The sequence below is a fragment of the Staphylococcus sp. GW823-FHT05F06 genome (genome assembly GCF_058795495.1).
This window is the reverse complement of the sequence record NZ_JBXAHW010000004.1, coordinates 55,598-74,756: the sequence shown is the minus strand read 5'-3', so window position 1 is coordinate 74,756 and position 19,159 is coordinate 55,598. Positions and strand designations below refer to the sequence as shown.

Annotated in this window: 16 protein-coding genes; 11 read left to right on the top strand and 5 right to left on the bottom strand. The window is 31.8% G+C overall.

Annotated features, from left to right (window positions below; translation table 11 throughout):
- The first annotated feature begins 150 nt into the window (after positions 1–150).
- From AC1Q7N_RS03990 to AC1Q7N_RS03955, 8 genes are all read left to right on the top strand, one after another.
- Complete coding sequence (locus AC1Q7N_RS03990) at positions 151–3,834, top strand: nitrate reductase subunit alpha (protein ID WP_145376296.1); 3,684 nt, start codon at positions 151–153, stop codon at positions 3,832–3,834.
- Positions 3,824–5,377, top strand: a complete 1,554-nt coding sequence (gene narH / locus AC1Q7N_RS03985) for a nitrate reductase subunit beta (protein ID WP_002438317.1) — start codon at positions 3,824–3,826, stop codon at positions 5,375–5,377. The genes AC1Q7N_RS03990 and narH overlap by 11 nt, the downstream gene beginning before the upstream one ends.
- Entirely contained in the window at positions 5,370–5,945 is a 576-nt protein-coding gene (gene narJ / locus AC1Q7N_RS03980) for a nitrate reductase molybdenum cofactor assembly chaperone (RefSeq protein ID WP_002456058.1), read from the top strand. The genes narH and narJ overlap by 8 nt, the downstream gene beginning before the upstream one ends.
- Complete coding sequence (gene narI / locus AC1Q7N_RS03975; RefSeq protein WP_002438321.1) at positions 5,938–6,615, top strand: respiratory nitrate reductase subunit gamma; 678 nt, start codon at positions 5,938–5,940, stop codon at positions 6,613–6,615. The genes narJ and narI overlap by 8 nt, the downstream gene beginning before the upstream one ends.
- 19 nt (positions 6,616–6,634) lie before the next feature.
- Complete coding sequence (gene nreA / locus AC1Q7N_RS03970; RefSeq protein ID WP_145376294.1) at positions 6,635–7,087, top strand: nitrate respiration regulation accessory nitrate sensor NreA; 453 nt, start codon at positions 6,635–6,637, stop codon at positions 7,085–7,087.
- A 9-nt stretch (positions 7,088–7,096) separates the two neighbouring features.
- Positions 7,097–8,131 (top strand): sensor histidine kinase, encoded by a 1,035-nt coding sequence (locus AC1Q7N_RS03965; RefSeq protein ID WP_002456059.1) that lies wholly within the window; start codon positions 7,097–7,099, stop codon positions 8,129–8,131.
- 28 nt (positions 8,132–8,159) lie between these two features.
- Positions 8,160–8,816, top strand: coding sequence for a nitrate respiration regulation response regulator NreC (gene nreC, locus AC1Q7N_RS03960; protein WP_002438326.1), 657 nt, complete (start codon positions 8,160–8,162; stop codon positions 8,814–8,816).
- Positions 8,817–9,072: 256 nt separating this feature from the next.
- Positions 9,073–10,236: a nitrate/nitrite transporter gene (locus tag AC1Q7N_RS03955; protein WP_002468283.1), complete on the top strand. Its 1,164-nt coding sequence runs from the start codon at positions 9,073–9,075 to the stop codon at positions 10,234–10,236.
- A gap of 703 nt (positions 10,237–10,939) precedes the next feature.
- On the opposite strand, the gene AC1Q7N_RS03950 is transcribed toward AC1Q7N_RS03955, so the two are convergent.
- The gene (locus tag AC1Q7N_RS03950; RefSeq protein ID WP_002438330.1) at positions 10,940–11,386 is read right to left on the bottom strand and encodes a MarR family winged helix-turn-helix transcriptional regulator; all 447 of its coding nucleotides are present in this window, start codon (positions 11,384–11,386) and stop codon (positions 10,940–10,942) included.
- Between the two features lie 163 nt (positions 11,387–11,549).
- Here AC1Q7N_RS03950 and AC1Q7N_RS03945 point away from each other — a divergent pair, with 163 nt between their 5' ends.
- The 3 genes from AC1Q7N_RS03945 (at position 11,550) to AC1Q7N_RS03935 (ending at position 14,113) form a co-directional block, all read left to right on the top strand.
- Positions 11,550–12,179: a nitroreductase family protein gene (locus AC1Q7N_RS03945; RefSeq protein ID WP_002468269.1), complete on the top strand. Its 630-nt coding sequence runs from the start codon at positions 11,550–11,552 to the stop codon at positions 12,177–12,179.
- Positions 12,180–12,302: 123 nt separating this feature from the next.
- A complete protein-coding gene (locus tag AC1Q7N_RS03940) occupies positions 12,303–12,668 on the top strand; it encodes a DUF3139 domain-containing protein (RefSeq protein ID WP_001831482.1) in 366 nt (121 codons plus the stop codon).
- A gap of 164 nt (positions 12,669–12,832) precedes the next feature.
- Entirely contained in the window at positions 12,833–14,113 is a 1,281-nt protein-coding gene (locus AC1Q7N_RS03935) for a cation:dicarboxylate symporter family transporter (protein WP_002468188.1), read from the top strand.
- A gap of 224 nt (positions 14,114–14,337) precedes the next feature.
- On the opposite strand, the gene AC1Q7N_RS03930 is transcribed toward AC1Q7N_RS03935, so the two are convergent.
- From AC1Q7N_RS03930 to AC1Q7N_RS03915, 4 genes are all read right to left on the bottom strand, one after another.
- Positions 14,338–14,688, bottom strand: coding sequence for a DUF4889 domain-containing protein (locus AC1Q7N_RS03930; protein ID WP_002468199.1), 351 nt, complete (start codon positions 14,686–14,688; stop codon positions 14,338–14,340).
- A 190-nt stretch (positions 14,689–14,878) separates the two neighbouring features.
- Positions 14,879–15,301: a pyridoxamine 5'-phosphate oxidase family protein gene (locus tag AC1Q7N_RS03925; protein WP_002495111.1), complete on the bottom strand. Its 423-nt coding sequence runs from the start codon at positions 15,299–15,301 to the stop codon at positions 14,879–14,881.
- 72 nt (positions 15,302–15,373) lie between these two features.
- A complete protein-coding gene (gene rsp / locus AC1Q7N_RS03920) occupies positions 15,374–17,479 on the bottom strand; it encodes an AraC family transcriptional regulator Rsp (RefSeq protein ID WP_002502981.1) in 2,106 nt (701 codons plus the stop codon).
- 1,162 nt (positions 17,480–18,641) lie between these two features.
- Positions 18,642–19,019: a YbgA family protein gene (locus tag AC1Q7N_RS03915; protein ID WP_001831516.1), complete on the bottom strand. Its 378-nt coding sequence runs from the start codon at positions 19,017–19,019 to the stop codon at positions 18,642–18,644.
- Positions 19,020–19,159: the final 140 nt, after the last annotated feature.

Genomic DNA, 19,159 nt, shown 5'->3' with positions numbered 1-19,159 from the left:
TTTGTAGGCCTTATTTTTTAGGGAATCTCTAACATCAATTAGGACATTCCCTAATATAATGGCTTTGTGAAAAAATGTACAATAAAGATAAGACACAATACCTATGCATTGAGAAAGGATATAACCTTGTATGGTGGGAGGATTAATAAAATGGGAAAATTTGGATTGAATTTCTTTAAACCGACAGAAAAGTTTAATGGAAATTGGTCGGTATTAGAGCATAAAAGTCGAGAATGGGAAAAGATGTATAGAGAAAGATGGAGCCACGACAAAGTTGTGAGAACGACGCATGGTGTTAACTGTACTGGATCATGTTCATGGAAAGTATTTGTCAAAAATGGCGTAATTACATGGGAAAATCAACAAATTGATTATCCAAGTTGTGGACCTGATATGCCAGAATTTGAGCCAAGAGGTTGTCCGAGAGGTGCATCATTTTCTTGGTATGAGTATAGTCCGTTAAGAGTTAAATATCCTTATATTAGAGGTAAATTATTAGATTTATGGACCGAAGCGCTTGAAGAACAAAAAGGAAACCGAATTGCGGCATGGGCATCCATCGTAGAAAATGAAAAAAAAGCCAAACAATATAAAGAAGCAAGAGGTAAAGGTGGACACGTCAGAGCAAATTGGAAAGATGCCACAGATATCATTGCAGCTCAAATTTTATACACCATAAAAAAAGATGGACCGGATCGTATTGCTGGATTTACTCCTATTCCTGCTATGTCGATGATTAGTTATGCTTCAGGAGCAAGATTTATTAATTTGTTAGGTGGAGAAATGTTAAGTTTTTACGATTGGTATGCTGATTTACCACCTGCATCTCCACAAATTTGGGGTGAGCAAACAGACGTGCCAGAAACCAGTGATTGGTACAACGCCTCATACATAATGATGTGGGGATCAAACGTTCCATTAACACGTACACCTGACGCACATTTTATGACTGAAGTTAGATATAAAGGGGCGAAAGTTATTTCAGTAGCACCTGATTATGCTGAGAATGTTAAGTTCGCCGATCATTGGCTTGCACCACATCCGGGGACAGATGCAGCGGTTGCACAAGCAATGACACATGTTATTTTACAGGAATATTATGAAAATCAACCGAATGATATGTTTATTAACTATGCTAAGCAATATTCTGATATGCCGTTTGTCATTATGTTAGATGAAGATGAGAATGGCTATAAAGCAGGTAGATTCTTGCGTGCTTCTGATTTAGGGATGTCAGGTGAAAATAATGAATGGAAGCCAGTTATTCAAGACAAATTGAGCCAACAATTACTTGTTCCTAATGGCACAATGGGGCAACGCTGGGAAGAAGGGAAAAAATGGAATTTGAAACTTGAAACAGAGGATGGTACACCAATTGATCCAATGTTATCAATGGTTGAAAGTGACTATCATGTTGAAACGATTCAATTTCCATATTTTGATAGCAGTGGTGATGGTATCTTTGAGAGACCTATTGCAACGAGAACTATTCAGTTAGCTAACGGAGAAGAAGTTAAAATTGCTACGGTTTATGATTTAATGACGAGTCAATATGGTGTTCAACGTTTTGAACACGAACTAGAAGCTACATCTTATGATGACGCATCTTCTAAATATACTCCCGCTTGGCAAGAACAAATTACAGGTATCAAAAAAGAATTAGTGACGAAAGTGGCAAAAGAATTTGCACAAAATGCTATTGATACTGGTGGACGCTCAATGATTATTATGGGGGCTGGTATCAACCATTGGTTTAACTCCGATACTATTTATCGTTCAATTCTTAACTTAGTACTATTGTGTGGTTGTCAAGGCGTTAACGGTGGTGGTTGGGCACACTATGTAGGACAAGAAAAATGTCGACCAATTGAAGGATGGAATACTATTGCATTCGCTAAAGATTGGCAAGGTCCTCCACGTTTACAAAATGGTACAAGTTGGTTCTATTTCGCTACAGATCAATGGAAGTATGAAGAATCAAATGTAGATAAATTAAAATCACCATTAGCTGAAAATATTAAGCATCAACATCCAGCTGATTACAATGTAACAGCTGCTCGTATGGGCTGGTTGCCTTCATATCCACAGTTTAATAAAAACAGTCTATTATTTGGTGAAGAGGCTAAAGATGAAGGTGATGATTCAAATGAAGCCATCTTACAAAAAGCGATTGAATCAGTTAAAAATAAAGATACACAATTTGCGATAGAAGATCCAGATTTAAGAAAAAACCATCCTAAAACATTATTTGTATGGAGATCTAATTTAATTTCTAGTTCAGCTAAAGGACAAGAATACTTTATGAAGCACTTGTTAGGTGCGCGCTCTGGTTTAATGGCAGAGCCAAATGAAGATGATAAACCAGAGGAAATTAAATGGCGCGAGGATACAGAAGGGAAACTTGATTTATTAGTATCACTTGATTTCAGAATGACTGCGACGCCATTATATTCAGATATCGTTTTACCTGCTGCAACTTGGTATGAAAAACATGATTTATCTTCTACAGACATGCATCCATTTATTCATCCATTTAACCCAGCGATTGACCCATTATGGGAATCGCGTTCGGACTGGGATATTTATAAAACTCTAAGTAAAGCTGTTTCAGAAATGGCGAAAGATTATCTTCCAGGTAAATTTAAAGATGTCGTAACTACACCATTAGGACATGATTCAAAACAAGAAATTTCAACTGAATACGGTATTGTAAAAGATTGGTCTAAAGGAGAAATTGAAGGTGTGCCAGGTAAAACAATGCCTAATTTTTCTATCGTAGAGCGAGACTATACACAAATTTACGATAAATTCGTTACTGTTGGTCCAAAACTAGAAAAAGGGAAAATAGGTGCTCATGGTGTGAGTTATAGCGTTAGTGAAGAGTACGAAGAACTTAAAAGTATAGTTGGAACTTGGAATGATGATAATACTATTTCAGTTAAAAATGATAGACCGAGAATAGATACAGCGAGAAAAGTAGCAGATGTCATTTTGAATATATCCTCTGCTACAAACGGCAAATTATCACAAAAGTCATATGAAGATTTAGAAAATCAAACAGGTATGGAACTTAAAGATATTTCTAAAGAACGTGCTTCTGAAAAGATATCATTCTTAAACATTACTTCTCAACCAAGAGAAGTGATTCCAACTGCAGTATTCCCTGGCTCTAATAAAGATGGAAGACGCTACTCACCGTTTACAACTAATGTTGAACGTTTAGTGCCATTTAGAACACTAACTGGACGTCAAAGTTATTATATAGATCATGAGGTATTCCAACAGTTTGGCGAAAGTTTACCGGTATATAAACCTACTTTACCTCCAATGGTATTTGGTGCTCGTGATAAAAAAGTTAAAGGTGGACAAGATACATTAGTGCTTCGATACCTTACACCTCATGGAAAATGGAATATTCATTCAACTTATCAAGATAATGAACGCATGTTGACGTTGTTTAGAGGTGGACCAGTTGTATGGATTTCAAATGAAGACGCAGCTGACCATGGTATTAATGATAACGACTGGTTAGAAGTATACAACAGAAACGGAGTTGTTACTGCCAGAGCTGTAACATCTCATCGTATGCCTAGAGGCACAATGTTTATGTATCATGCACAAGATAAACATATAGAGACACCTGGTTCTGAAATTACTGATACTCGTGGAGGTTCTCATAATGCACCTACTCGTATTCACTTGAAACCTACTCAATTAGTAGGAGGATATGCACAAATTAGTTATCACTTTAACTATTATGGACCAATTGGAAATCAAAGAGATGAGTATGTAGCTGTTAGAAAAATGAAGGAGGTCAATTGGCTTGAAGATTAAAGCGCAAGTTGCAATGGTATTGAATCTAGACAAATGTATTGGTTGTCATACTTGCAGTGTGACATGTAAAAACACATGGACAAATCGACCTGGTGCAGAATATATGTGGTTTAATAACGTAGAAACAAAACCGGGTGTAGGATATCCAAAAAGATGGGAAGACCAAGGACAATATAAAGGTGGTTGGGTGCTAAATAAAAAAGGAAAGCTTGAATTAAAATCTGGTAACAGATGGTCAAAAATTGCTTTAGGTAAAATCTTCTATAATCCAGACATGCCACTCATTCAAGATTATTATGAACCGTGGACATATAACTATGAACACTTAACCAATGCTAAACAAGGACAGCACTCTCCCGTGGCGACAGCTCACTCTTTAATTTCAGGTGATAGATTGAATCTTAAATGGGGGCCAAACTGGGAAGATGATTTAGCTGGAGGTCACATTACAGGACCAGAGGATCCAAATATTCAGAAAATAGAAGAAGATATTAAATTCCAATTCGATGAGACATTTATGATGTATTTACCAAGACTATGTGAACACTGTTTAAATCCAAGTTGCGTAGCATCTTGTCCATCAGGAGCTATGTATAAACGAGATGAGGATGGTATCGTACTCGTCGATCAAGAAGCCTGTCGAGGTTGGAGATACTGTATGACTGGATGTCCGTATAAAAAAGTATATTTTAACTGGAAAACGAATAAAGCTGAAAAATGTACATTTTGTTTCCCACGAATCGAAGCTGGTATGCCAACTGTTTGTTCCGAAACTTGTACAGGACGTATGAGATATTTAGGTGTTTTATTATATGACGCAGATCGCGTTCAAGAAGCGGCTTCAGCTAAAGATGAAAAAGACTTATACGAAAAACAATTAGACCTATTCCTTGATCCATTTGATGAGGAAGTCATTGCACAAGCTGAAAAAGATGGAATAAATCAAGAATGGATTACAGCAGCTCAAAACTCACCAGTGTATAAATTGGCAATAGAATATAAAATGGCCTTTCCATTGCATCCTGAATTTAGAACTATGCCGATGGTGTGGTATTGTCCACCTTTAAGTCCTATTATGAGTTATTTCGAAGGTGAAAATGCAGGTCAAAATCCAGATATGATTTTCCCAGCTATTGAGGAAATGCGTTTACCTATTCAATACTTAGCAAATTTATTAACTGCTGGCGACACAAAACCTGTTAAAGAGGGCTTACAAAAAATGGCGATGATGAGAAGTTATATGCGTTCTCAAATAACAAACCAACCTTTCGATACTTCTAAATTAGAACGATTAGGACTTACTGAAAGACAGATGACTGAAATGTATCGCTTACTAGGTATTGCTAAATATGAAGATCGTTTTGTTGTGCCTTCTTCCCATAAAGAAACATATTTAGATACTTATAAAGCGCAAGGAAGTCAAGGTTACGGTGGAGAGTACTTTGGCTCTAATTGTGAAGGTTGTGGTGTTGCAGTTCAATCAGGTAAAACTGGACAAGAAATTTATAATGAAAATTTCTATGGAGGGATCTTCCGTGATTAACCTTGAACAATTAAGTCTATACCAAGATAGCTTAGGCTATCTTGGTCAACAAATGAATTTTCCAGAAAAAATGACATTTCATCCAAAAATATTTGAAGAAACTATTTCTAAGTCTCACCCCGGCTACGAAGATTTGCTTGCATATAGAGAAGTCATGATGAATTATACTTTGTCAGAAATTAAAGCTATCTATACAGATACATTTGATTTTAGTAAAAAACACCCACTCTATATGACATTTAATAAATTTGACACGCAAAAGGAACGGGGTCAAATGCTAGCTAAATTAAAGGTTTTATACGAAATGTTTGGACTAAAAATGGTTGATAATGAATTATCTGATTTTCTCCCATTGATGCTACAGTTTTTGCAAGTTGCTGATTTTAAAAATGATAGTCGAGCACAGGAAAACCTTCAACTTGTCATTATGATTATTGAAGATGGTACGTATGAAATGGCAAATACCCTAGCTGAAAACAATAATCCCTATGCATATGTTGTCAGTGCATTAAGAAAAACGTTAAAAGCGTGTATCGTGCCTTTGAAAGAGGTGGAAAATCATGCTTAATCAATTTGTATGGGTTATTTATCCATATTTATGTTTAGCAATATTTGTTATTGGACATATCGCAAGATATAAATATGATCAATTTTCATGGACAGCAAAGTCGAGTGAAATGATTGAAAAGAAACGATTAAAATGGGGAAGTTTACTTTTTCATTTAGGTATTATTCCGGTATTCTTTGGTCATGTTGTGGGATTATTGATTCCCGCTAATTGGTTAGAGGCGATAGGAGTAAATAATCATATCTATCATATAGGTGCAGTTTATATAGGTAGTGTTTTTGGTATAATAACATTAATAGGAATGTTGTTGCTAACTTTAAGACGACTATCCATCAAAAACGTTAGACGATTAAGTTCATTTTCAGATATATTTGTGAATATCGTTTTGTTGATTATTTTAATAATGGGTTGTTATTCTACGCTTGTAACCAATGCGATTCAACCTGAATTTGATTATCGTCAAACCATTGCGATATGGTTTAGACATTTATTCATGTTTTCTCCAAATGCTGACTTAATGTTAAACGTGCCTTGGTCGTTTAAACTGCACATATTATTAGGGTTTACAGTGTTTGCGTGTTGGCCATTTACTCGTTTAGTACATGTTTGGAGTGTACCACTGTCATATATGAACAGAAGATATATTGTTTATCGCAAAAACAAAATTTAATTTATTATGAGGTGAAAGTGTGGAACCAGAATCTTTAAAACATAATCAACATTTACAAATGAATTTAGATAAGTTGAGAGCACAAGAGGGTTATGATTTTGGTGGTATCGCTTTATATGATTATCATCAAACTTCATCACCAATTAAATGGCAATATGTTTCAGGTAACACAAATGATAGATATAAACTTATCATTTTGAGAAAGGGTAGAGGGCTTGCTGGAATGGTGATGAAAACCGGTAAGCGTATGGTTATTGCTGATGTAGATACAGCTTTATCTCCAGAAGAGAAAGTTAAATTTCCAATCATTCTTAGTGAGTCATTGACAGCTGTAGTTGCAGTCCCTTTATGGTTAGAAAATTCAATGTATGGCGTTTTATTATTAGGTCAAAGAAATCATCAGCCGTTACCTCAGTCATTGGACCAACTTAATATTGAAAAACAAATCGGTATTTTTACAGAAATAAACTAGGTGGTAAATATGTTGGAGCAAACTGATTTAAGTTTAGAGCAATTACTTAAGAATTATTATGAAACCACGAACGAGAAAATTGTATTTGTTAATAGACAAGGCAAAATTATTGCTATGAATGACGCAGCAAAAGATATTTTAACTGAGGAAGATAATTATAATGCTATGACAAATGCGATTTGTCATCGATGCGAAGGATACTCTAATGAATATGATGTACAATCGTGTAAAGATTGTTTTTTAGAGACAACGCAATTACAACATTCCAATTTCCAAGTATTTATGAAGACAAAAGATAATGAAATTAAGCCTTTTACAGCTATGTATCAAAATATTGATGAACAAAGAGGTATTAGTGCATTTACCTTACAGAATGTGGCGCCTCAGATTGAAAGGCAAGAAAAAATGTATCAACAAAAAATGTTACATCGTTCAATTCAAGCACAAGAAAATGAACGAAAGCGTATTTCTAGAGAATTACATGATAGTGTAATACAGGATATGCTCAATATAGATGTTGAACTAAGGCTTTTGAAGTATAAGCACAGGGATAAGGTGTTAGCTGAAACATCTCAACGTATAGAAGGCTTATTATCACAGCTTATTGATGATATTAGAAATATGTCTGTTGAATTAAGACCTTCTTCTCTCGACGATTTAGGCATTGAAGCAGCTTTTAAATCATATTTTAAACAGTTTGAAGAAAATTATGGTATGCATATTAAATATGATTCGAACATTAAAGGCATGCGTTTTGATAATGAAATTGAAACAGTTGTGTATCGTGTAGTTCAAGAGGGTGTATTTAATGCTCTAAAATATGCTGAGGTTAATGAAATTGAGGTAAGTACGCATAGTGATGGCAAGCAGCTTGTAGCAGAGGTTGTGGATCGAGGTAAAGGGTTTAGTTTAGATCATCACCCTAAAGGCTCTGGACTTGGATTGTACGGAATGAGAGAACGTGCAGAATTAGTTAACGGTCATGTTAATATAGAGACACATATTAATAGAGGTACTATAATTACATTAGATATACCGATTTAAGTTGATGATGTAAGTTGGGGGAATTGAAGTGAAAATAGTTATAGCGGATGACCATGCAGTTGTTAGGACAGGATTTTCAATGATATTAAATTATCAAGAAGATATGGAAGTTGTTGCAACTGCAGCTGACGGGGTTGAAGCTTATCAAAAAGTGTTAGAACATCGACCAGATGTTTTAATTTTAGATTTGAGCATGCCGCCAGGAGAGTCAGGCTTAATCGCAACCAGTAAAATTTCTGAAAGTTTTCCTGATACTAAAATTTTAATACTTACGATGTTTGATGACGAAGAATATTTATTTCATGTGTTAAAAAGTGGTGCTAAAGGATACATTTTAAAAAATTCACCTGATGAGCAATTAATATTGGCCGTACGTACAGTATATCAAGGTGAAACTTATGTTGATATGAAATTGACGACGTCTTTAGTCAATGAGTTTGTCAATCAATCACAAACGGATGAAGTGTCATCATCTTCAGATCCATTTAAAATTTTATCGAAACGAGAGTTAGAAATATTACCTCTTATAGCAAAAGGCTATGGCAATAAAGATATTGCAGAAAAGTTGTTTGTATCGGTGAAAACGGTAGAGGCACATAAAACGCATATTATGACGAAACTAAATTTAAAGAGTAAACCTGAATTAGTTGAATATGCCTTAAAGAAAAAATTATTAGAATTTTAAATGTATATCATGATTGATTATTAGGGCTTACTTAGTCTATGACTAAGTAGTCCTTTTTTTGTACCTTTATATAGGGAAAAATAAAAGTAAAATCAGGGTATGTCCTTATGTTCATATTTTCACAAACATATTAAAATGAATTTGTGATTGGTACTTTGTTTATAATTTTGTTTTATATTATTAATTTTGACCTCTTATTAAGCTCTCACAAAGTACCAATACACCTTATAATTAAATCAGATGAAGGTGAATTAAAATGAACATGAAAAAGGGTGTTTCTCAGCTTACGTTACAGACATTGAGTTTGGTCGCAGGCTTTATGGCATGGAGTATCATTTCTCCATTAATGCCATTTATTTCACAAGATGTTGATATTTCTCCAGGACAAATATCTGTCATTTTAGCTATTCCTGTTATTTTAGGTTCTGTACTACGTGTACCATTTGGGTACTTAACTAACATTGTAGGAGCGAAATGGGTGTTTTTCTGGAGTTTTATTGTACTATTATTTCCAATTTTTCTTTTAGGTCAAGCTCAATCACCCGGTATGCTAATGTTATCAGGATTCTTTCTAGGAATTGGTGGCGCAATTTTTTCAGTAGGTGTTACTTCAGTACCTAAATACTTTTCAAAAGACAAAGTTGGTTTAGCAAATGGTATATATGGTGTAGGTAATATTGGTACTGCAGTTTCATCATTTTGTGCCCCAGTGTTAGCAGGTGCAATTGGCTGGCAAAATACAGTTCGTAGTTATTTAATTATTCTAAGTATATTTGCAATTTTAATGTTTTTTTTAGGAGATAAAAATGAGCCGAAAGTGAAGATTCCTTTGATGGCTCAAGTCAAAGACCTATCTAAGAATTATAAGTTGTATTATTTAAGTTTGTGGTATTTTATTACTTTTGGAGCTTTTGTGGCTTTTGGGATCTTTTTACCGAACTTTCTAGTTGATCATTTTAGTATTGATAAAGTGGATGCAGGTATTCGTTCAGGTATATTTATAGCACTAGCGACGTTCCTGAGACCGGTTGGTGGTGTTATAGGTGATAAATTTAATGCAGTACAAGCGCTTATCATTGACTTCGTGATAATGATTATTGGTGCGCTTATATTAAGCTTATCTAGTCATATTGTTCTGTTTACGATAGGCTGTTTAGCAATTAGTATCTGTGCAGGTATAGGTAATGGTTTAATATTTAAATTAGTACCTTCATACTTTTCTAAAGAAGCAGGTTCAGCGAATGGTATTGTATCCATGATGGGAGGACTAGGCGGTTTCTTCCCACCACTAGTGATTACTTTTGTAACGAGTATCACTGGTTCAAGTCATCTCGCTTTCTTCTTCTTAGCTATATTTGGTGTAATTGCTCTTATTACAATGATTCATTTAAATAAAAAAGAAAAAGCTGTTCGTATATAAATAAAAATTGTGTCCTAAGGTGAGCATTAAAGTGTGTTCAAATTAGGGCACATTTTTGTTTAATATCAAAATAAAATATTCAAAAAATTTTGCTATTTTTCGTTTCATTAGAATGAAATAACTAACAGTCAGTTTTCATACACATACTGAACCAAAGACTATCAATGCATTAGGAAACAATCATCTTTTCAAGACAGTGACAGTCGATAGATCATTTTAAAAAATACGTATATCTTAATGTTTTAACATAATTCCATGTTGTCATATATGTGAATAACTGATTTTACAATCACACCCTCTACTTTCATTAAAATAGCTATACAATTGCTTCTTTCAACCTCCATTATATGAAGGGAAACAAACAACACACATCTTGATAGTCTATTTAAATACCACCTTAATTCACATTTTTAGATGTTAAAATGGATAATTATTAAAATATCTATAATCATTCATTAATGGTCTTTACAATGCTTGTAATTAATAGAGTATAGATAAAGTGATGTAACTTGCAAAAAAGAGGTATTTAGATAAGTTTAGTAGGAATTAGGTGCAAAAAAATATACTGACTGTACGAGAGAATAAGACAAAAGCTTACTTTAGACATACTATTACTATTAAATTGTATCGCTATTGCTAAAGTTGAAAGTTTTGTTGTATTTGTATTTAAAAAGTTTACTTTTGTCTCTAGTCTCTATAAGTATCACTTTTCCACTGTTTTATCAAAATTTTTCGTTACAAAATTTTGCAAGTCTTCAACTAAATTTTGGGTTTCTTCTTGAGTAATATTAAATTCATTAAAAACACTTTGTGAAATATCAGATAGAACATTTTGAATATCCTTGCCACGTTCTGTTAAAGAAATTTGAAGGTTCCGTTCATCTTGTTCTTCACGAGTTCGAATGACATAATTCTTTTTCTCTAATTTTTTTAATAATGGTGTCAGCGTGCCAGAATCCAAGAAGACTCTTTCGCCTAGTTTTTTAATGTTAAGTTTCTCATCATCTTCTATCGCCATTAATACAATATAACCTGTGTATGTAAGACCATACTCTTTTAGGTAATCTGTATATTTTTTGATGATTTCTTTAGAGGAAACATAAAATAAAAAACATAATTGTTTGCTCAAATAACTATTCTCTACATACATTTAATCACTCCTTGTTAAGGTAACAATATTATGAAGCGTATCACTTGTCAAGTATTGATTTCATCACTATAATTCGAATTGTTTTAAATTAAATTTATCAAATATTTGAATGAGTTTAATTTGATAATAAAACAATTTTTTTAAAAATGGAGGAGTGCAAAAATTGACACTTATAAATGATTTTAACGAAGTGCTTAACAGTAGAAAATCAGTAAAGGTATTTGATGAGAATTATAAAATTCCTCGAGAAGAAATGGATGAAATCATTACTAAAGCAACTAAAGCACCATCATCGGTTAATATGCAACCATGGAGAATTGCTGTTGTAGAAAGTGATGAAATGAAAGAAAAAGTTAAAGAATCATTTGGATTCAATTCCAGACAGTTAACAACATCCTCAGCTATGTTAATTATTTTTGGAGATTTACAAAACTACGAAAAAGCTGAACAGATTTATGGCGATGCTGTAGAACAACAATTGATGACAGAAGATATCAAAGCACAACTGTTAGATTGGATATTACCTTATTATAAAAACTTATCTAGAGAAGGCATGAAAGATATTGTGAATATAGATAGTAGTTTAATGGCAATGCAATTAATGCTTACAGCGAAAGCTCATGGATACGATACAAACCCTATTGGCGGCTTCGATAAAGAAAATATTGCGGATATTATCGGTTATGATTCTGACAGATATGTGCCAGTTTTAGCGATTGCTATAGGTAAAAAAGCACAAGATGCACACGATTCAGTGAGACTTCCAATTGATGATGTAAGGGAATTTTTATAAAACTTCTCAAAATTTTCACATTTACAAACGAACATTTTGTTACAATTTAAATAAATCTTTCTTTTCTATACGAATTAATCGTTTATAATTGTGTGTGATAAGATAAAAGGAGTTTCTATAATAATGAGTAAGAAACAGGTTATTTTTAGGGTAATCATTATTTTGATTATCTCTCTAATATTAGCAATTGCATTTTTCTTTGGACTCAAAGCTTATCAAGGTCATAAAAATCTTGAACTGATTGATAGCTATATGAGCGACCATCATCTTAATGATAAAGTGAAAAAAGACAAAACATCATATAGCACTAAAAAGGGGCTATACTATAAAGAAGTCGTTTTCAAAGATGAACCTAACGTGACATATGTGATTCAACCTATCAGTACTTCAAAAGGAATATTCATTGAAGGTTTTGATAGCGAAACGAAGAAAAGTATTAAAAAAGCAAAACATAGTGATTTTGATCAAAAATATAAACCTTCTAAATAAAGGATTAACACACAGTTTTATTTAAACATAGAACTGTGTGTTTTTAGTGTTGTTTTTAATAGGAAGAAATGCAGCATGCATGTATTTTTAATAAAAAAATTATATAGCTATTTTGATATTATCTGATATAATTAAGTGATGTCAGATGAAGGGGAGTTTGCATAATGGCTCTATTCAAGAAAAAAATAAGTCTACCAACGCAAGTAATTATTGCTTTGGTACTCGGTGTCATCGCTGGTCTATTACTATATGGACAAGATGATGTTGCAAATTATATTAAGCCATTTGGTGATGTGTTCTTAAATTTAATTAAGATGATCATCATTCCGATTGTATTTTGTTCATTAGCCTTATCTATTTCAAATTTAGGGGATTCTAAAAAGGTAGGAAGCTATGGATGGAAAGCAATCCTTTATTTTGAGATTATTACAACTATCGCTATAGGTTTAGGTCTTATCATTGGTAATCTATTCAAACCAGGTTCAGGTCTAGATCCAGATAAATTACCTAAAGGCGATATTACTAAATATCAATCATCTGCACATTCAGCAGAACAAGCGACTACTTATGGTAATCATCTTATAGATACATTAGTTCATATTGTGCCAACGAATTTATTTGAATCTATGGCAAAAGGTGAGTTATTACCGATTATCTTTTTCGCAGTATTTTTTGGATTAGGATTAGCTGCGATAGGAGAAAAAGCAGAACCCGTTAAAGGATTCTTAAATGGTACTTTAGAAGCTGTATTTTGGATGATCAATAAAATTTTAAAATTAGCTCCAATTGGAGTATTTGCATTTATCTGTACGACAGTAATGACTTTTGGTGCTTCTGCATTAATTCCATTATTTAAATTATTAGTTGTTGTAGTATTTGCTATGGTTTTCTTTGTTATTGTAGTATTAGGAATTGTTGCAAGAATGGTTGGAATAAGTATTTTTTCAATCATGAAGATACTTAAAAGTGAATTGTTACTTGCCTTTTCTACTTCAAGTTCAGAAGCAGTATTGCCGATTATGATGAAGAAAATGGAACGCTTTGGTTCGCCAAAAGATGTTACTTCATTTGTTATTCCTATCGGTTATTCATTTAATTTAGATGGCTCAGCTTTATATCAATCTATAGCTGCTTTATTTGTTGCTCAAATGTATGATATACATTTATCATTAACTGAACAACTTGTATTAATGGCCACACTTATGATTGCTTCAAAGGGTATGGCTGGGGTGCCAGGCGTATCTATTGTAGTTTTATTAACAACATTAACTTCTATGAACATAACAGCACAAGGTCTTGCTTTAATTATTGGTGTTGATCGTTTATTAGATATGGTTCGTACATGTGTTAATGTTATTGGTAATGCACTATCAACAGTTGTTATTGCTAAGTGGGAAAACGTCTATGATAAAGAGAAAGGTCAAAACTACTTAAATTCAATTTAAAAAATTTATATATCTGACATTTTAGAGCCACTTACAATCTATGATTGTTAGTGGCTCTTATGCATTTTTGAAAAAATGCAAACAGAAGCAAAACAATCTATGATAGTAAGTGGCTCTTATGCATTTTTGAAAAAATGTAAATTTAAAAAGCACAAAAATGATTTTTTAGTTTAAAATCATCTTTGTGCTAAATTGTTCTAATTTAAATGCAAGTTTTAATACTTCTACATTCCGTGTTTCATATTACCCATATCATGGATTTTTGACATTAAACCATGAGGTACGTCATCGTGATCAACTTTCTTAACTTTAGTAATTTTTCCAGTTTTTTCATCTTTAAAGAGCATCACAAAATCTTCTTTTTTAACTGATACATTAGCATCTTTAGGTAATTCTACGTTTTTTTCAATTTTTTCATTTTTAGTATTTATCATTTTATCAATGGTCGTGCTATCTTTCATAATACCGTAGTATGAATCTTTCTTACCACCCACGAGCATCATGATTACTAGTACAATACAAACGATAACCATAATTGTGATAAGACCTATGCCTAATCCTTTTTTATTTTTCATTATTGAAAACTCCTTTATCTATATTAATTCATTTATACATAATTTTAAGTCATTTTGCAATTATATATTGTAGTATAAAGAAAATAAAGTTTATAAAATAGAGCTTGATGATATGAATGACAATAAATAGACAATAAATAACCGCATCATAATCTAAAATGATTATAATACGGTAAATTTTGATATTATTTTATAACTCAATTGTAGCTGGCGTATCTAGTTCATCATCATTCATTAATTTAATTGAACGAGGTATAACTTTGAGTACACATAATTCAGGATCTTCTTTTGAATTGAAAAATGTTTTGTCTTGAGTTTCCCATAACCAATCAATAACTTTTTGATTTTTGACAACTTCTATAGTGGCATCTATTTCAACAAAGCTTTTGTTTGTTGTTTCGTTATAGCCTAATAAAATGTGAGCATCAGGATTATTTTCTATTTCTTCGACTTTTAGTGAATTGATATTCGTTTTTGTATATAAGTTTAAGTCATCGTTGTAAAAGACCATATATCTGCTATTAGGTTTATTATGATGTGCTGTTGATAGGACACCAATTTTTGAAGAATTTAATACTTTTTCTATTGCTTTTGTCACTTGTTGTTTATTCAAAATTATCATCTCCTTATTATTGTATATATCCTTATCACACATAATTTAAACGAAACAACCTTATGATGATTTTTAAGAAGGTTTAAAACAAATATATTTGACTTCATCGTGTTTTAAGGTGACTTGGAAAGGAAGATGATGGTCATGTTGTATAGCTAATTCTGTTTTTGGTTGATTTGATTTATCAAGTTCATCAAGAATACTACGTTCAATATAAAATTGTTGTTTAGTTTGTGGTAGAAGGTTTTGAATTGCGCCATGCTCATGGTTTAACGTTTTAATAATAATTAATGAGTTGGTTGATAATGTATTTTTAAAAACGTAGCGCTGTTGACTATCAGATAGATAACGATCATTTATTTTATTAAATAATAAAAAGTGATAGTTACCATCTTTGCGACTCATTAAAAAATTGTTAGCTATCTCTAAAGGTTCATTTAAAAATGGTTCGATTAATTTATAGAGGTGCATGAGAGGTAGGGGACTACCATAACGATTAAATAAGGCAATAAAAGGACTCTCATCTTCTATCAGTTGATAACTTACACCACCCCCGTAACGCATTAATGCGACTAAATGACAAACAAGGTCAGATAATTGAAGTGGATAAGTACCATTGTTTGTATATTTAAAACACTTTAAAGATAAATTATTGTAAACAAATTTAGTTGAAGGTATACCGGAATCTAATATAAATTGTTTATAATTTTCAAAGTGTGTGGACGAATGTAAGTACGATTTACGTTTGGTAATTAATGAGTTTTTGGTTTCTAGATTTTCAATGTCTATAAAATAGTAATCGAAATTTAATCGCTTCATCATATCATAAGTTCGATCAATAGAAAAATTTTGGTGTAGTAATCCTTCAACAGTTATACTATAACGGATAGCTTTATTTTTATTTTTAATTTTTAAATGGCATAAATGTATATCGTTCACTGACATATTCTTAGTTTCAAAGACTAACATAAATTTAACCATTTTTTTGTTCATTTTATAATCTTGGTGGCTATTAAGAAATAATAAAATTATTTCTTTGATAGATTCAAATTCATTTGTAGATGTTAATCTCATGGCTAAACCTATATTTTTTTCAAATAATTTTTCAAAGCATCGATTTAATAAATTAAAGTTCACCTCTCGCGTCGAAATATCAGTGATATCATTGATAAAAATTACAGCTTGTGGCAGGGAGGTAAGATCAATGTTGTAATATTCATTAAAAACAAATTGAAATAATTCGTTGAAATTTTGAAAACGTATAAACGCTTTAGAGTTTTTAGTCTGATCTTGAGGATAAAATTCATTGATATCTCTTTCAGTCGTTTCAGTAGCCAAATGATCACAAAACTCAAATTGATTAATTAAATCAATATATTGTGAAAAGTCAGTATCACTAAAACTTATCGAAGGTAAGGAGTCTAACTTAGAGATAATCGTTCGGTATTGTTTTGGGCTACAACCTAAATAATTTTTAAATTGATTTGTAAAATTGGTATGACTACTAAATCCAGATTGTTCTGAAATAGCGTTAATTGAGTCCTCAGATGAAAGTAGCCTTTTTATAGAGTCAATCACTTTTAAGCTTGTAAAATAATCTTTAAAATTCATATTAAGATATCTTGCAAATAGGTTAGAACAATAAGATTCAGATATATTACAATGTTGAGCTACTTCTCGTAGTGAAAGTGACTGTGATACTTTTGAATGAATAAATGTTAATCCTTCAGTAAACACTGAATGATTAACTGCAATTTGAGGAATATATTTTTTCTTATATCGAATGACTGCTTCTTTTAGTAGCGTTTGTATTATTTTAGAGATGGATTGCTCATCTTGATTTTCTCCTTTTATTAAATGTTGAATAGCTTGTAAAATAATTGTTTTAACAAAACTGCTTGATTGTAATAAATGTCTGTCAAAATAACATTTAAAAAATTTATTATCTTTACTATAAAAATAAATAACTGGAATAGAGAGTAATACGAGATTTGAAGCACTATTAATAAAATAGATGTCAGATTGATTAATGATAGCTATATGATTACCTAAATCTTTTGTTTCACCATTAATAGTGATTTTTAAGTCATTTGTAAGTGAAAACATCAGAATAATTCTATTAATATTGCGTTCAGGGGGAGAATGATATTCTTTATATATATTTAAAAAACATGTCATTGTATATTACATTAGCTCCTTGAATGAATTGAATAACTAAATTTAAATGTGACCGTGTATATCTATTTCGCTCAATTATTTAGTTGTTTTGATAGAATAATAAATGTAATTATAAGCGATTGATAAAGAAATAGTAATAGTAAAAAATAAAATTTTTCTTGGCTAAATACAGAAAATTGTTAGAAATTATAAGTTTCGCACAATATAAAAGTTGATTTAGGAATATAGGGTCATTATTTTGGAAAATTTAGATAGAGTCAAAAAGAGAATTTTACTACATAATTAATGTTAGATTTCGTTTCCTTTTAAAAATCTAAAAGAGCAATTTAGAGGTTTAGGAGAAGTTCGAATGAATTATAAAACGAAGTCACTGTAACTAAATGCACGCTGCTCATTTCAACGTTAATTGAAAGAACAATAAAAGAGATATCGATCATAACAAGACTCAACATGTTTGATGTGTCATTATTCAGCACTTATTATCAATTGAGCAAAAATGTTTCATACCTATGTAATCTCTTAAAACTTTTCCAATTACATCAATGAATTCAACAGCAAGAAAACACAAGCACTATGATCCGAAAATAACTCCATTAAAATTCTATTTTTTGATTATTAATTTTTAAATTAAGATGAATAAACATTAGCATATGGGTAGTTTTGATGAAAGTTAAACATTTTATTTCAACATCAAGAATCAACATCTATGCACGTTTTAAATGTACCATAAGTTTATGTTCAATATTGAAGTAGCAACAATTAGAATTTTGAATTAAAATGACTCTCCCCCAAAGTAACATTTAATTTAAATTTTAAGCATTGTCATGGTGCTCGCCGTAAAGTTTTAGATTTCATTAAGTATTCATATCGCTTTTAATTCTTTTCAACAAATAGTTTAAAGACTCTCAATCATACTTATAAACTATAAATGTGAGTGGTTTGATGAGTAGAATTTTCATATAGATGTCATCATCTATAGGCGTACATTTTCGCAAGATTTTCTGTATAAAGGATATGTACAGATTTTAAACTGCCTGCAAAGTATCAAACCACTGTGCCGGCAGTTTTTTATTTTAAAACCAAAATTGACATATAAATAAAGATCTGTTTTACGTATTCGTGCTTGCCTGACGAAATATAATTGTTAAATGATTTTGTCACTTCATTTTGTAATATTGAGTATGGTACTTTGTTGTAAGTACTCGACAGCATATTTATCTGCTAAATTTTTTAAAAAAGACAACAGCTCAAAATAGTCAATTTGATTTTCAATATACAACGCTTTTAATTCTCGGCTATGTTGTTTTTCATATTGTGTACATTGTTTTTTGAAATACCCCCACATATGTTCAAAAGCATTGATAACTGAGCCTTTTGTAGGTGTAATGGTTAAAGCGTGCGTTATATGTTCTTTCACTTCACCCAATGTGGTAGGCGATTTTAATAACGTTCTTATCGAATGATATGCATTCTGATCATGAAATAGCACACGATATTTTTCTTCACGCCACAATTTTTCTATTTTTCCGCGTTCTTTCAACTAAATCCCCTCCAAAGTGATATTGATTTAACTGCAGATGTTAAAGCTAGTTTAATATTTTTTAAGAAAAATGAATAGGAGTATTGTGTAAATGATTGGAACCGGTTACAATATAATTAAGTGATTGGAATCGGTTCTAA

Bases quoted from the DNA above. Each gene is read 5' to 3' on its own strand.
- AC1Q7N_RS03990 (WP_145376296.1), top strand. From the start codon at position 151: ATGGGAAAATTTGGATTGAATTTCTTTAAACCGACAGAAAAGTTTAAT.
- narI (WP_002438321.1), top strand. From the start codon at position 5,938: ATGCTTAATCAATTTGTATGGGTTATTTATCCATATTTATGTTTAGCA.
- AC1Q7N_RS03965 (WP_002456059.1), top strand. From the start codon at position 7,097: ATGTTGGAGCAAACTGATTTAAGTTTAGAGCAATTACTTAAGAATTAT.
- AC1Q7N_RS03955 (WP_002468283.1), top strand. From the start codon at position 9,073: ATGAACATGAAAAAGGGTGTTTCTCAGCTTACGTTACAGACATTGAGT.
- AC1Q7N_RS03950 (WP_002438330.1), bottom strand. From the start codon at position 11,386: ATGTATGTAGAGAATAGTTATTTGAGCAAACAATTATGTTTTTTATTT.
- AC1Q7N_RS03940 (WP_001831482.1), top strand. From the start codon at position 12,303: ATGAGTAAGAAACAGGTTATTTTTAGGGTAATCATTATTTTGATTATC.
- AC1Q7N_RS03935 (WP_002468188.1), top strand. From the start codon at position 12,833: ATGGCTCTATTCAAGAAAAAAATAAGTCTACCAACGCAAGTAATTATT.
- AC1Q7N_RS03930 (WP_002468199.1), bottom strand. From the start codon at position 14,688: ATGAAAAATAAAAAAGGATTAGGCATAGGTCTTATCACAATTATGGTT.
- rsp (WP_002502981.1), bottom strand. From the start codon at position 17,479: ATGACATGTTTTTTAAATATATATAAAGAATATCATTCTCCCCCTGAA.